The 13474-nt window shown below is 65.1% G+C and carries 14 protein-coding genes; 8 read left to right on the top strand and 6 right to left on the bottom strand.

Annotation, left to right across the window (positions count from 1 at the left end; all coding sequences use genetic code 11):
- Positions 1-104 precede the first annotated feature (104 nt).
- Positions 105-749: a metallophosphoesterase family protein gene (locus tag CP557_RS18920; RefSeq protein WP_097381337.1), complete on the bottom strand. Its 645-nt coding sequence runs from the start codon at positions 747-749 to the stop codon at positions 105-107.
- A 226-nt stretch (positions 750-975) separates the two neighbouring features.
- Here CP557_RS18920 and CP557_RS18915 point away from each other — a divergent pair, with 226 nt between their 5' ends.
- Positions 976-1245 carry a hypothetical protein gene (locus tag CP557_RS18915; protein ID WP_097381336.1) on the top strand — a complete coding sequence of 90 codons (270 nt, stop codon included), beginning with the start codon at positions 976-978 and terminating at the stop codon, positions 1243-1245.
- 72 nt (positions 1246-1317) lie between these two features.
- Here CP557_RS18915 and CP557_RS18910 read toward each other — a convergent pair whose 3' ends face one another.
- Complete coding sequence (locus tag CP557_RS18910; protein ID WP_245853059.1) at positions 1318-2163, bottom strand: helix-hairpin-helix domain-containing protein; 846 nt, start codon at positions 2161-2163, stop codon at positions 1318-1320.
- 192 nt (positions 2164-2355) lie between these two features.
- On the opposite strand from CP557_RS18910, the gene CP557_RS18905 reads away from it, so the two are divergent.
- Complete coding sequence (locus CP557_RS18905) at positions 2356-2874, top strand: gamma carbonic anhydrase family protein (protein ID WP_097381722.1); 519 nt, start codon at positions 2356-2358, stop codon at positions 2872-2874.
- A gap of 4 nt (positions 2875-2878) precedes the next feature.
- Here CP557_RS18905 and CP557_RS18900 read toward each other — a convergent pair whose 3' ends face one another.
- Positions 2879-3361, bottom strand: coding sequence for a hypothetical protein (locus CP557_RS18900; protein ID WP_097381334.1), 483 nt, complete (start codon positions 3359-3361; stop codon positions 2879-2881).
- Positions 3362-3438: 77 nt separating this feature from the next.
- Positions 3439-4566 carry a pyruvate dehydrogenase (acetyl-transferring) E1 component subunit alpha gene (pdhA, locus tag CP557_RS18895; protein WP_097381333.1) on the bottom strand — a complete coding sequence of 376 codons (1128 nt, stop codon included), beginning with the start codon at positions 4564-4566 and terminating at the stop codon, positions 3439-3441.
- Between the two features lie 175 nt (positions 4567-4741).
- On the opposite strand from pdhA, the gene CP557_RS18890 reads away from it, so the two are divergent.
- Both CP557_RS18890 and CP557_RS18885 read left to right on the top strand, forming a co-directional pair.
- A complete protein-coding gene (locus CP557_RS18890) occupies positions 4742-5065 on the top strand; it encodes a hypothetical protein (RefSeq protein ID WP_097381332.1) in 324 nt (107 codons plus the stop codon).
- A 502-nt stretch (positions 5066-5567) separates the two neighbouring features.
- On the top strand, positions 5568-6383 hold the full coding sequence (locus CP557_RS18885) for a TrmB family transcriptional regulator (protein WP_097381331.1): 816 nt from the start codon (positions 5568-5570) through the stop codon (positions 6381-6383).
- A 162-nt stretch (positions 6384-6545) separates the two neighbouring features.
- On the opposite strand, the gene ygfZ is transcribed toward CP557_RS18885, so the two are convergent.
- Entirely contained in the window at positions 6546-7637 is a 1092-nt protein-coding gene (gene ygfZ / locus CP557_RS18880) for a CAF17-like 4Fe-4S cluster assembly/insertion protein YgfZ (RefSeq protein ID WP_097381330.1), read from the bottom strand.
- A 39-nt stretch (positions 7638-7676) separates the two neighbouring features.
- On the bottom strand, positions 7677-7973 hold the full coding sequence (locus CP557_RS18875; protein ID WP_097381329.1) for a DUF6432 family protein: 297 nt from the start codon (positions 7971-7973) through the stop codon (positions 7677-7679).
- Positions 7974-8147: 174 nt separating this feature from the next.
- Here CP557_RS18875 and CP557_RS18870 point away from each other — a divergent pair, with 174 nt between their 5' ends.
- The 4 genes from CP557_RS18870 to CP557_RS18855 all read left to right on the top strand — a co-directional run bounded on the left by CP557_RS18870 (position 8148) and on the right by CP557_RS18855 (position 13473).
- Positions 8148-9113 carry a DUF7093 family protein gene (locus tag CP557_RS18870; protein WP_097381328.1) on the top strand — a complete coding sequence of 322 codons (966 nt, stop codon included), beginning with the start codon at positions 8148-8150 and terminating at the stop codon, positions 9111-9113.
- A gap of 204 nt (positions 9114-9317) precedes the next feature.
- Positions 9318-9701, top strand: a complete 384-nt coding sequence (locus CP557_RS18865) for a DUF5611 family protein (RefSeq protein ID WP_097381721.1) — start codon at positions 9318-9320, stop codon at positions 9699-9701.
- A 90-nt stretch (positions 9702-9791) separates the two neighbouring features.
- Positions 9792-11669, top strand: coding sequence for a DEAD/DEAH box helicase (locus tag CP557_RS18860; RefSeq protein WP_097381327.1), 1878 nt, complete (start codon positions 9792-9794; stop codon positions 11667-11669).
- A gap of 85 nt (positions 11670-11754) precedes the next feature.
- Entirely contained in the window at positions 11755-13473 is a 1719-nt protein-coding gene (locus tag CP557_RS18855; protein WP_097381326.1) for a helicase HerA domain-containing protein, read from the top strand.
- Position 13474: the final 1 nt, after the last annotated feature.

Here is a 13474-nt window from a genome sequence, read left to right as displayed (position 1 = left end):
GTGGCACCGGGACCGCCCTGCGGTCCCACCGGGATATCGGGACAGCAAACCGTATGAGGCAATAGCGACCGCCGTCGGCGTCGGTTCGTTTTCTTCCCTTCTCTCTAATCACCCACGGACAGATCGTGTTCGTGGCCCTCGAGCGCCAGCGTTTCGGGCTCGAGCGTGTAGTATCGCTCCCAGGCTGGGGCGAGACTGACGACCCTGGTCCCCGCGATCACGGCCTCCCGGTGGCGGTGGTGGTGGCCGACCAGACAGAGTTCGGGGGAGATCGTCTCGAGCAGGTCGTCGACGTACTCGCAGCCGGGATCGTAGCCGTAGGACAGCAAGCCGTTCGGGGCCTCGTGCGTGAGGAAGACATCGATGTCCTCGAGTTTGGCCGCTCGTTCGACGTCTTCGTGCGTGAAGTGGCGGCGGCGCTCGCCCGCGAGGTCGGCCCGCGATCGGCCGTACCTCGTGGGAGCGAAGTTCCCCGAGAGGCCCGCAACGCGGAGCCCGTCGACCGTCGCCGCCGTGCTCGCGAGGAGGGAGACGTTGTGCGTTTCGACGGTATCGTCGCCCGCGCGCAACGCTTCGATCACGTCGAAGTCCTCGTTGTTTCCCGCGACGAACCACGTCGGTGCCGGCAGGTCGTATCGCTCGAGGTCGCCGAGCTGGAGCACCCGATCGGGCTCGAGGGCCCGGTAGAGCTCGAGCAGCGTTTCACAGTGGTCGGGGTCGGACGCGTGGGCGTCGCCGAGGACGAGCATGGGACCACAGAGGGGTTCGATTCGGATATACTGCCGGCCAAAAGCTCGAGACCACCCGAACTGCAGTTCGAGTGTGATCGGCACGTAACCGTTTCGGCCGGCGTATTCACGCCGAATACTGCCGCTTCGCTGTGGCCGAGCGGGTGTCTGGTCGATGGGTGTGAAACGGTCGATCCGGGCACGTTCAGGGCCGAGATTTAGGCAGACTGGCGTCGGAGAAGCGAGTATGGTTGATACGCCCGATATCGACAGCGTCGAAACGGACGGCGACTACATCCACGTCCGGTTTCGCGACCTCGATCGGTACGACGAGATCCGAACGCCCGACTGGGCGGAGCAGCCGGCACGATCCGTCTCCGAGGGGAGCGAGGTTCGCACCGGGAAACTCGAGGGCGAAGACGAGTGGGAGGTCACCAGCGTCCTGATCGACAAGCACGTCGGCGAGGAAAAAGCGAGAGAGCAAGCCCGCGAAATCGTGGCGAAAATCCAGTCGTGAGCGATCGCCGGCCGTTCGCTCGGCTACGACCGACTGGAAGGAGTTACGGGAAGCCGACGGTCCCGGTCCCCCTCAGGCCTCGGCCTGCTCGATCCACTCTTCGGCCTGACTCTCCGAGATGTCGGCGGCTTCTGCGACGGACTCGGGGCCGGCACGCGTGAGGTCGTCGATCGTCGCGATGCCGGCCTCCGAGAGCCGTTCGCGGGTGTCCGCGTCGATACCCTCGACGGACTCGAGCGTGTGCTCCGGATCGGTCTCGATCTTCGTGTGTGGCTCGTCGGTTCCCTGCACCGGAATCTCCTGGATCATCGACTCGGTCTGTGCTTCGAGTTGCTGCTGGAACTGCTCGATCTGTTCGGCCTGTCGTTCGAGCAGTTCCTCGACGTCGCTGGTCTGGTCCTCGAGTTTGTCTTCGAGCCGGTCCTGAAGCTCCTGGGTCCGCTCGAGTTGCTCGCGGAGTTGCCCCGAGAGCTCGTCGACGTTCTGGACCGTCTGGTCCTCGACGGACCGCGTCATCTCGAGGAGCTGGTCGGTCTGCTCGTCGAGCGCGTCGACGAACTCCTCGGAGAGCTCGTTGGCGGAGTCGACGTCTCGCTCCAGTTCGCGCTCGAGAGCGTCGTAGAACTCGGTGTGAGTCGTTTCCAACTGGCCGAACGCCTCGTCGATCGTCCGGTGGACCTCGGGAGCGTCGTCGCTGGGCAGCATCGCTGCCGTCGCGCTGAGATACCCGTGGGTCGCCGCCTGTGCGATCTCGAGTTGCTGGCGCTGGAGGGACTTCTGGCCTTTCAGGCCGGTGAGAGCCATCGTGTCGGCGTTTCGCTGGGTGGCCATACCCTGCTTGAATAGCTGCTGGCTCTGTTTGACGGCGGTTCGCTGTGCGTCGAACATCGCTCGAATCGGGGATTCTGACTGGCTCATGTTCGACTAGTCGTTCGACTCGACACGGGATAAATAGTGGGCTTGCAGACCATTGAATGGTGTTCAATGGTATGCCCCTCCCTCGAGTCGACGGAGCCGGCGTCGATTTCGTGTCGACGTCCGTCCGATCGACGGTGACTGTCAGGATAGTCGTGGTGCAGTATTATGCGCGCGATCGTGGATCGGCTATGTATGGTCGACAGCAGAAGCTACGCATTCGAGGGAGACCGACCGACGATCGACGACGCGGCACGGGTAAGCCGGGACGCAACGCTCGTCGGTGACGTCGAGATCGACGCGGACGCGAGCGTCTGGCCGGGGGTCGTCCTCCGTGGCGATATCGGTCCCGTCCGAATCGGACGGGAAACTCACGTCGGCGACAACGCGACGATTCACGCCTCGCGACTCGGCGACGAGGTCATGGTCGGACACGGGGCCGTGCTCAACGAGACGACCGTCGAAGAACGGGCGCTAGTCGGGTTCAACGCGACGATCAACTCCGACGTCACCGTCGGCAGCGAGAGCATCGTCGCCGCGGGAACCGTCGTCCCGGACGAGTACGCGATCCCACCGGAGTCGTTCGTCCGCGGCGTTCCGGCGGAGATCACGCCACTCGAGAAGACGGGAATCGATGCGACGGAAATCCTCGACGAGTTCTCCTCGGGAGCGTACACGGATCTGGCGGACCGCCACGAGGAACTGTTCGAGTGATCGATTACGACGTGAACTCGAATATCTCCCGGTAGAGGCTCTCGGCGACGCGGTCGATGTTCGCCGCCGCTTCGTCGGCAGCCATCGTATCGCCGACACCCTGCCACTCGACGGAGAGCCGAGCGATCGGCACCAGTGCGATCCCGCCGATGACGATCTCGCCGTCGGGCGTGTGCACGCGCCACTCCGTCTGCATGCCGGTGGACGAACGCGTGACGGCTTCGATCTCCCCGCCCGCCGCGTCCCAGCGCTCGACGAGGTCGTCGGTGAGTCGGCGAAGTTTCCGTTCACCGAACAGGTGGCAGGCGACGCCACCGCCTGCCAGCAGCGCAAACGCCCCAGCAGCCATCGGCAATCCGCCGTAGGGAACGTTTATCGAGGCCGCGAGGGCCGCCGTCACGACGACGAGTCCCACCACCCGCGCGTCGACCGCACTCGGCACCGTGCCGCTCCAGGTCGCCCTCCCGGACGACTGCTCGAGTTGCATTTCGACTGCAGGTCACTGCGGGGGCCACATCGCCCTTCGCCTGTCCCACTGCCGGTTTTATATACTCGCGGGGGCGCTTACTCGTCTTCGAGTAATGCGCTGTCGCCGTGGCGTTCCCGCAGGTCCGCGAGGGCGTCGCGTTGTGCCTCGAGTCGCGGGGTTGGCTCCGCGTAGGCGTACTCGAACATCTCGCTGGGATCGACAGCGACGCCTTCGGCGCGGTCGACGAGCGTCGCGAGCGTCTCCTCGATTTCGGTGTCGATCGCGTCGATCCGGTCGTCGTCGAGGACACCCTCGGTTCGCAGGTAGGCCTCGAACCGGTCGATCGGGTCCCGTTCGCGCCACTGTTCGACCTCCTCGTCCTCCCGGTAGGCGCTCGGGTCGTCCGCCGTCGTGTGTGCGCCGTAGCGATACTGGACCGCTTCGATCAGCGTCGGTCGCGGCCGGTCGCCGTCGGCCTCGAGGGCCTTCTCTCGAGCGGCCGCCGTGACGACGTAGGTCGCCAGCGGGTCCATTCCGTCGACCTGGACGCCCTCGAAGCCGTAGGCGTGTGCCTTCTGTGCGATCGTGGCACTCGCGGTTTGCTGTTCGCGGGGGATCGAGATGGCCCACTGATTGTTGTTACAGAAGAAGATGTTCGGGGTGTCGAACACGCCCGCGAAGTTCATCGCCTCGTGGAAGTCCCCTTCCGACGTCGAGCCGTCGCCGAAGTGGACGACGCTCACGCGGTCGTCGCCGTTCAGTTTCGCCGCCCACGACCAGCCCACCGCGTGTGGGAGGTGGCTGGCGATCGAGATGTTCAGCGGGAAGACGTCGATATCCGCCAGCGCGGCGTTGCCGTCCTCGTGGCCCATCCAGTACAGCAGGTACTCCCAGGGGAGCCCCCGCGCGACCAGGGCACCGTGTTCGCGGTACTGAAAGGAAAGCAGGTCGTCGTCGGCCAGCGCGTACGTCGACCCGATCTGGGACCCCTCCTGTCCCGCCAGCGACGAATACGTTCCCATGCGGCCCTGTCGCTGGAGGCTGATCATTCGTTCGTCGAACCGCCGGGAAAACCGCATATCGCGGTACATCGATCGCAGCGTCTCCGCCGCGAGAGTGGGCTCTAGCTCCGGCGCAACGACGGTCCCGTCGGCGTCGAGCACCTGGATCCGATCGTCGGGCTCCCGATCGAAGAGGTCGCGTTCGAGGACGTCTCCTGACATGGATTGACCGTTGTGTTCGGTCCATATAACAGTAGCTCTGACCGTAGGGTCGCGAGCGACCGCCGGGACCTCGCGATCGCGTCCCGACCGATGGCGGGCCGTTCACTCGGTTAATCAAAACTCGCCCGAGCATGAAAATGGACCGTCTTCAAGGAGTGGACGGTCCTATATCAGCATGGAAATGGATCAGATATACGATTCGTTATTCGAAGCGCTAGCGAACGAACATCGTCGACGAATCCTGTTCGAACTCATCGACCAGAACTCGCAAAACGAAACACCGGTTCACATCGACGCACCGCCGGACAGGACCGATACCCGACAGGCTAGCGATATCGAGTGGTATTACGTTCATCTCCCCAAACTGGACGACTACGGCTTCATCGACTGGAACCGGCACACGAGCGCCGTCGAACCGGGGGATCGGTTCGCCGATATCAGACCGGTTCTGGAGCGCTTACGCGGTCAACGGCCCGAAGCGACCCTCGAGTTCGTCTGACCACCGCTCGCGGGCGGCAGGTAGTGGCTCGCCTGCCGTCAGTCCGTGAGCGCGTGTTCGGTACCGTTCCGTGACTGCTCTAGCAACAACTGCACCTTTAGTCGTCACCGAACCGATTGACACACTGCTCGCACCGCTGTCGTACGATCAGGTGTGCATTGACTCGCAGTGGCTACTACAGCGGGCCAGAACCCAGGCTTGGAACGCAGTGAGTTCGAGTTCCGTTCCGGCGAAACTGAAACACCGGACGAGACACGTCTCTGTTGCCGATCTGTCAGTGAAAACGTCTTGGCGAGTCCCGCGTGGTTGGGCCTAACAGGACTCGCCACTCACCCATATCAACCGTGCCCCCAAGTAGCTTGTGTGATAATTCGAGTGAACGGGCTATCACGACGGATATTTCCGTAAAAACACGGGCGCTAACGGCCGGGGAAGACACGAATCCTTATCCATCCGCGCGCTCTATTTCGCGTGTTCGGATATCCGAATTCGTGGTTGGGCCATGACAAAGGACGACACTACAACGGAAGCGATTAGCCTGTTGCAGGACCTCGGGCTACAGGAGTACGAAGCGCGCTGTTTTATAGCGTTGAACAGACTGCCCAGTGGAACGGCAAAGGAGATACACGAAATATCCGAGGTCCCACGAACGAGGGTATACGACGCGATCCGTGTCCTCGAGTCACAGGGATTGGTCGAAGTACAACACACGAGCCCACAGGTGTACCGCGCCGTCAGTATCGACGAGGCGACACAGACCCTGCGTCAGAAGTACAACGACCGGATCGAGACGCTCCAGACGTACCTCGAGAACACGGAGGTACAGAACGTCGAACAGGACGATCAGCTCCAAGAAGTCTGGTCGCTGACCGGTCACGAGGCGATCGAGTCACGAACGATCGACCTCATCGACGGAGCCGAATCCGAAATCGCATTGCTCGTCGTCGACGAAGACATCCTCTCCGAGGCGCTGTTCGACGGCTTGCGCTCGGCGGTGACTCGAGACCTCTCGCTCGTGCTGGGCGGACAGACCGACGCGATTACGGAGCAACTCGGGACGGAAGTCGCGACGACGCACGTGTTCGAGACCGGCCTCGAGTGGCTCACCGGGTTCGAAAGCGAAGGCGAAGTCGCGATCAGCCGAATCCTGCTCGTCGACCGCGAGACGCTCCTGATCGGCTCGTACTATCCGAGCGCCTCCGACGGGAGAGCGAAAGAGCAGGCGGTCTTCGCCCAGGGCCTCGAGAACGGGGTCGTGGTACTCCTTCGCCGACTGGTGACCGCGGGCTTGCCACAGATCGAAGATCCGGGGATCTGATCGGGAATCGCCTCCGACTCGGAGTGTCAGAGAGGGGTTCTCGGTTCCGTCGGACGCGAACCGCAGAAAGAGCGGAAACACATAGCTGCGCGCTACGTTCTACGGCAGCCGTCCACACGGCTCAACACGAAGCGAGACGACCGAAGCCGCGGCCGTGTCCGGCTACTGGTAGACGGGGAGGCGCGCCGATCGATCCGATCCCTCGACGAACGGCAGTTCGGTGCGGGTCGCGGCCACCTCGTCGCCGTCGACTCGGACCGTCAACTCGTCGCTTTCCAGATCGTAGTCGACGATCGCGAGCGCGATAACGGCTCCGAGCATCGGGCTCTCTCCCGCTCGGGTCACCTCGCCGACCGACGCGTCGCCGTCGAAGACCGCAGCGCCCGATTCGGGGACCGCCTCGCCCTCGAGGGTCAGCCCGACGAGGCGTCGACTGGGCTGGCCGCGGTTCTCGACGCGGGAGACGACTTCCTGACCGACGTAACACCCCTTCTCGAAGTCGAGCGCCGTGCGCAGGCCGAGCACGTTGGGCAGCGTCCCCTCGAGCTCGGTGTGAAAGAGCGCCGAGCCGGCCTCGAGCGCGAGGCTCTCGACGGTTCGATAGCCGAAGGGAGCGGCGTTGAGCCCCTGATTGAGCAGCGTGTCGTGGACGGCCGCGGCGTCGTCGGCGGCACAGATCACTTCGTAGCTTTCCTCGCCGGTGAGCGCGTCGGTTCGGATGACGGAGACGCCCTCGTCACCCATCGTTCCGCGGACGAACGAGTAGCGCTCGTCCGGCGACCCGGCACCGTTGAGGACGCTCGCGATCTTTTCGGTCGCCTGGGGACCGTGGATACCGAAGACGGCGAAGTCGTCGGTTGCGACGCGGATGTCGACGTCCTGAATGAACACCTTCTCGGCCCACTCCTCGGCGAGGGGTTCGGCGGTCTCGGGCTGGGTAAAGAGCAGGAGGCGCTCGCCCGCGTTGTAGACGTAGAGTTCCACCTCGATCCCACCCTGGGGGTCGAGCACGAGCGCGTAACAGCCCTGCCCGTCTTCCGCTGGGACGCGGTTCGAGACCACGTTATCCACGTACTCGACGCGGTCGTCGCCCTCCACGACGATCACGCCGTAGGCCAGTTCGAGCAGGCCGACGCCGTTGCGGACCGCCCGATGGGTTCGCTCCGGCCGACCGTAGTGTTCGACGATCCGGCGGTCGGCGCGTTCGCCGAACGTGGCCCCGTGATCCTCGTGGATCGACTCGATGACGCTCATGCATACTCCCTGGGGCCTGAGCGTATCAGGCGTTTCGATTCAGAAAGGAATCCGCTCGCGGAGCCAGTCCCCGATCGACTGCTCCTCGTCCTCGTCGGTCGGCGCGTCGGGAACCACGCGATCGGCGGGCTTGATCACCGTCTCCGATCCCGATTCGACGACGATCAGGTCGTCGTCTTTGAGCGTCGACAGGGCCTCCTCGAGTTCGTCGATGTCCACCTCGACGGCCGCGCGGAGTTCGAAGACGGTCATCCCGTCGTCGACGCGGTCGACCAGCGCGTCGAGTACCGCCACCTCCGTCCCCTCCCGGTTCCGGTACTCCCGCTTTGCTCTCATCTACGTTCCTATTCGACCACCTGGGATTTGACGTTTGTCGTTCCGTCCACGGGCTCGAGACGAGAACGAACGCGTCGCAGGGAACGAGCGGCCCCGTTCGGCTCGAGTGGCTGTCACGAAACCCCGGGTACCAGGCAGTACGTTTTTTATGGGCTGGGTCGGTACGGTGGGACAATGGCCCTTCGATGTTCGCTGCTCGGACACGACTTCGGCGATCCAGACGTCGAACGCGAGCGCGAAGAACGGGGCAGCGAGGTCGTCGTTACCGTCCAGGAGTACGAGGAGTGTACCCGGTGTGGCGAGCGAAACGTCATCAGCGAGAACACCGAAGTGACCAGCCTCACCATAGGGACGGACGACTCGCTCCCCGACGAACCCGATGCCGAACCGCCCGAACCACCACTCGAGTCCGACGCGGAGACGACGGACGCCGAGGTCGTCGATACCGAGTTCGTCGACGCCGGTGCCGCCGAGCGGACCGCTCCCGAGCCCGAGCCACAAGACACGGCGGCGGACGCGGCGACTACCGCGACATCGACCGACGACGACGAGTTCGAGCTTCCGACCGACGAGAACGGCGATCCGGTCACCGACGACGGTGAGATCCTCGAGGACGACGAGCCGTCGGTCGCTCGGGACCGCGACCACGGCGAGTGGCCCGATTCGGACGACGTCGGCCCACCGGTCGACGCGGATTCCGAGCCAGCCACCTGGCCGGACGACCCGGCCGACGATGAGACGGTTCCCGACGACGATCCCGATCCGGCTGCGATCGACGACGATGCCGTCGTCCTCGAAAGCGACGACGCAGCACGTATCGGAGCCGACGGCGCAGACGGCGACGGAGCGGCCGCGGGGGAAGCCGACGCCCGATCGGTGACGGCCGACCCCCCGACCGACGATCGCGCCGCTGCCGACGCCGATGCCGACCCCGCGGCCGATCACGGCACCGGCATCGAACGCGCCGACTCCGTGCCGGCACCGGCCGAGAGCGACGCGACGCCCGACGAGGACGTCCCGACGGAGTTCTACTGTCCGCGGTGTGAGTTCGTCGCCGCTGGCGATCGGGGGTCCCTGCGTACCGGCGACATCTGTCCCGACTGTCGGAAAGGCTATCTCAGCGAGCGCGAGCGACGGTAGGACGGGCGGCCGACGACGATCCCCGCTCACACGGGTTCTTTTCCCGAGGCGTCGATCCGAACGGACGATCCGATGGACACCGTTCGGTCCGATCCACTCCCGCCACGGATAGCGGATCGACTGTCTCCGCGCTCGAGTACCCATCAGGCGCCCGAAACGTCGGCTATGAAAAGAGGTAAACACTCCGCCGTGTTTCTCCAATCCATGAAGGAGTACAAGATGCGTCGCGGTGAATATCTCGAGGAACGAATCCCCGATATGGAGGCGACCGTCGAGGACTACTTCGGCCCCATCACCGGCACCCAGGAGTTCAAGGGCAGTGACCTCTTCGTCGTCGCCGAGCCCGACAACGCCGTCTTCGAGAAGATCATCGTCGGAGCCGTCGAGTACTCCGGGAAGAAGGACAAACTCGCGGTCGAGTTCCACGAACGCGACCCCACCGAACTCGGGCCCGACGAACTCGAGGACGCGGGCGACGCCGTCGACGCGAAAAACGACTTCCTGCTCGAGGCGACCGGCCGGGACGCCAAGTCCCGCCGCGAATCGATGAAACGGAAGGTCGAAGACGACCCCGACCACGACTTCTGACGGCCCGTTTCGCTTCGTTCCCCGGCTCAGCACGCTCCCTTCGGGAGGCGAGCGTAATCGGTTTACTTGCCCCGCCGCTACGAGGGGGCAGTGACCGACGAACTGTCCTCGAGTGACCGCGATGACGATATCGAGTCGCGGGATGACGACCCCGAGTCTCCGACCGACGAGTTTACCATCGCCGACTTTCACGACGCCAGCCAGCAGGCGGGACGGCCCGTACTGACCGCCGCAGCCGTCTCCCGCGCGCTTGAGGTCCCCCACGAGGCCGCCAGCGAACGCCTCGAGGACCTCGCCGACCGGGGCGACCTCGAGCGGCTCTCGGTCTCGACCGATCCGGTCGTCTGGTACCCGAGCGAACTCGAGGATCTGACCGATCGCGAACGGGTGGTCGTCTTCCCGAAGCGCCGAGAAATCGTCGTGGATCGGCCCGACCAGTTTACCCGCGCACAGCTCTCCCAGTTCGCCCATCTCGCCGACGCGAACGGCGAACAGGGGTATCGCTACGTCGTTCGACCGGCCGACGTCTGGGGGACGCCCCACGATTCCTTCGAGGACCTCGCGCGAACGATGCGACAGGCGCTGGGGCAACGCTCCGACGCGCTCGAGGAGTGGGTCCACAGCCAGTGGGAGCGATCCCACCAGTTCCGGCTCGTGACTCACGAGGAGGGATACACCGTCCTCGAGGCCCAGAGTCCGGAGATCATGGGCAACGTCGCCCGGCAGAAACTCGACGAGGAACACGTCCACGCGCCGATCTCGGAGACCGAAGACTGGGTCCGGGAGGGGTCGGAGGCCGCGATCAAGCGCATCCTCTACGAGGCCGGCTATCCCGTCCAGGACCACCGCGAACTCGAGTCCGGCGAGGAGTTGCCGATCGATCTCGAGGGACGCCTCCGGGACTACCAACGGACCTGGGTCGATCGCTTCGCCGACGCCGGGGAAGGGGTCTTCGTCGGCCCGCCGGGCAGCGGCAAGACCGTCGCTGCGATGGGTGCGATGGCCCACGTCGACGGCGAGACCCTCGTGTTGGTCCCGAGTCGCGACCTCGCACAGCAGTGGGCCGACGCCATCGTGGAGTACACCTCGCTCGAGGCGAGCCAGATCGGCCAGTACCACGGTGGCCGGAAGGAGGTCCGGCCCGTGACGATCGCCACCTACCAGATCGCGGGGATGGACCGCCACCGATCGCTGTTCGACGACCGCGAGTGGGGGCTCGTGATCTTCGACGAGTGCCAACACGTCCCCTCGGACGTCTACCGACGGAGTACGCATCTCCAGTCGAAACACCGCCTCGGCCTTTCCGCGAGTCCGATCCGGGAGGACGACCGCCAGACCGAGATCTTCACCCTGGTCGGCCCGCCGATCGGGACCGACTGGGACGCCCTGTTCGAGGCCGGCTTCGTCGCCGAGCCCGAACTCGAGATCCGCTACGTGCCGTGGGGTGACGACGAACAGGCCAACGCCTACGGCTCGGCCGACGGCCGAGAGAAGTACCGGATCGCCGCACGAAACCGGGGGAAGATCGATGAGGTTCGATATCTGCTGTCGGCCCACCCCGACTCGAAGGCGATCGTCTTCGTCGACTACTTAGAGCAGGGCCGCGAGCTCTCCGAGGCCCTCGAGGTTCCCTTCCTCAGCGGCGAGACGCCCCACCACGAGCGCCGGCGGCTGCTCGAGGAGTTCCGCCGCGACGAGCGGGCGCTGTTGCTCGTCTCGCGGGTCGGCGACGAGGGGATCGACCTGCCGACGGCCGATCTGGCGATCGTCGCCTCGGGACTGGGTGGCTCCCGACGGCAGGGAACCCAGCGAGCCGGTCGAACGATGCGGCCCGCGGGCGGCGCGCTCGTCTACGTCCTCGCGACGCGGGGCACGCGCGAGGAGGACTTCGCCCGGAAACAGCTCCAACATCTGGGCCGCAAGGGGATGACGATCCGCGAGCAGACGGTCGAGCGCGAGGGCGAGTGACGAACGCGGGGCCAATATTCAAGGTCGCGTGTTCGGACTGTACAGATAGCATGAACGACTCGCGCGCGAGCAGGGTGATCGGTCGGTGAGCGACGACTCGAGGCAGCGACAGATCCGCGTCGGGCGGACGGCCGACGGTGCCGATCTCAAGCTCCCCGTCATCGAGATCCTGACCGGTCGGGGGTTCGCGACCGGCAAGTCCGGCTCGGGGAAGTCAAACACCGCGTCGGTCGTCGCCGAGGAGCTGCTCGAGGCCGGCTATCCACTCCTCATCGTCGATACGGACGGCGAGTACTACGGGCTCAAAGAGGAGTACGAGATGCTGCACGCGGGGGCCGACGAGGAGTGTGACATCCAGATCGGGCCCGAACACGCCGAACAGATGGCCACGCTCGCACTCGAGGAGAACGTCCCCGTCATCCTCGACGTCTCGGGCTATCTCGACGAGGAGGTGGCCGACGAACTCCTCCGGAAGATCGCCCGCCAGCTGTTCGTCAAGGAGAAGAAGCTCAAGAAGCCGTTCCTGCTGGTCGTCGAGGAGGTCCACGAGTACATTCCGGAAGGTGGCGGTGTCGGCGAGACCGGCAAGCTGCTGATCAAGATCAGCAAGCGCGGTCGCAAACACGGGCTTGGGATCTTGGGAATCAGCCAGCGGCCGGCCGACGTCAAGAAGGACTTCATCACGCAAGCGAACTGGCTCGTCTGGCATCGACTGACCTGGGACAACGATACGAAGGTCGTCGGGCGGATCATCGACACCGAGTACAAGGAACTCGTCTCCGACCTCGACGACGGCCAGGCGTTCGTCCAGACCGACTGGACCGAGGTCGACGTCCGGAAGGTCCAGTTCCGCCGGAAACGGACCTTCGATGCCGGCGCGACGCCCGGCCTCGACGACTTCGAGCGCCCCGAACTCAAGTCCGTCTCGGACGCGCTGGTCGGCGACCTGCAGGACATCTCCGAGCGCAAGGAGCGCGAACAGGACCGGATCAACGAACTCGAGGCCGAACTCGAGAAAAAGGAGACCCGGATCGAGACCTTGGAGGACGAACTCTCCTCCGCGCGGGACGTCTCGAGTGCGGCCAGACAGATGGCCGACGCCTTGCAGAACACCGACACGATCCAGTCACAGCTCCCTGGGTCCGACGAGGACCTGCGCCGGCTCCACGAGGAGATCGCCGATCTCGAGGCCGAGCGAGACGAACTCGAGGCGGAGCTCGCGGCTCGCGACGACCGCATCGAGCGCCTCGAGGACCAGCTCGCGGGCCGAGAGGCGGAAGTCGATCGGCTCCGAACCGAAGCCACGCAGTTGCGAGAGATCGTCCGCGACCGCGAGAGCGACGAGGAGGACGATGGCGCGACGGGGCGGGGCGACGGCGGCGACGGTGAGACGTCGATCGTCCAGGCCGGCGGTGACGCCGTCGAGTTCGGCTACACGTCCGTCGACGAGGAACAGGGTTCGGAGACGGAGACAACCGAGGAGTCGGGATTCGTCGTCGCGGACGAAGAGCGTGATCTCTCGGAGTTACTCGAGCACTCGTGGATCGACGAGCGGATCACCCGCGCGTGCGAGGGATCGCAGTGTTCGGCCGAAACGGCCGAGGAAATCCTGGCCGTCTTCGTCCGGGACGGCCCCCTCGAGACGGCACCCATCGCCGGTCAGGTGGATCGATCGCGAGTCGCGGTCCAGAGTCTGCTTTCGGAACTCCGAACGGCGGGGCTACTCGAGCGGTCGGGCGAACGGACGTACGCGCTGAGCGAGGCCCTTCGCGAGGAACTGGCGGCCACGACGCCGACCGAGTGAG

Origin of the sequence: Natrinema ejinorense (genome assembly GCF_002494345.1) — an archaeon.
GTDB lineage: Archaea > Halobacteriota > Halobacteria > Halobacteriales > Natrialbaceae > Natrinema > Natrinema longum.
Note: the sequence above shows the minus strand (reverse complement) of the source record. Positions and strands in the feature narration are given on the sequence as shown.

Coding starts and splice junctions, on each gene's coding strand:
- CP557_RS18900 (WP_097381334.1), bottom strand. CDS start 3,361: ATGCAACTCGAGCAGTCGTCCGGGAGGGCGACCTGGAGCGGCACGGTG.
- CP557_RS18885 (WP_097381331.1), top strand. CDS start 5,568: ATGACAAAGGACGACACTACAACGGAAGCGATTAGCCTGTTGCAGGAC.
- CP557_RS18875 (WP_097381329.1), bottom strand. CDS start 7,973: ATGAGAGCAAAGCGGGAGTACCGGAACCGGGAGGGGACGGAGGTGGCG.
- CP557_RS18890 (WP_097381332.1), top strand. CDS start 4,742: ATGGAAATGGATCAGATATACGATTCGTTATTCGAAGCGCTAGCGAAC.
- CP557_RS18865 (WP_097381721.1), top strand. CDS start 9,318: ATGAAGGAGTACAAGATGCGTCGCGGTGAATATCTCGAGGAACGAATC.
- CP557_RS18915 (WP_097381336.1), top strand. CDS start 976: ATGGTTGATACGCCCGATATCGACAGCGTCGAAACGGACGGCGACTAC.
- CP557_RS18870 (WP_097381328.1), top strand. CDS start 8,148: ATGGCCCTTCGATGTTCGCTGCTCGGACACGACTTCGGCGATCCAGAC.
- CP557_RS18920 (WP_097381337.1), bottom strand. CDS start 749: ATGCTCGTCCTCGGCGACGCCCACGCGTCCGACCCCGACCACTGTGAA.
- CP557_RS18905 (WP_097381722.1), top strand. CDS start 2,356: ATGGTCGACAGCAGAAGCTACGCATTCGAGGGAGACCGACCGACGATC.
- pdhA (WP_097381333.1), bottom strand. CDS start 4,566: ATGTCAGGAGACGTCCTCGAACGCGACCTCTTCGATCGGGAGCCCGAC.
- CP557_RS18910 (WP_245853059.1), bottom strand. CDS start 2,163: ATGAGCCAGTCAGAATCCCCGATTCGAGCGATGTTCGACGCACAGCGA.
- ygfZ (WP_097381330.1), bottom strand. CDS start 7,637: ATGAGCGTCATCGAGTCGATCCACGAGGATCACGGGGCCACGTTCGGC.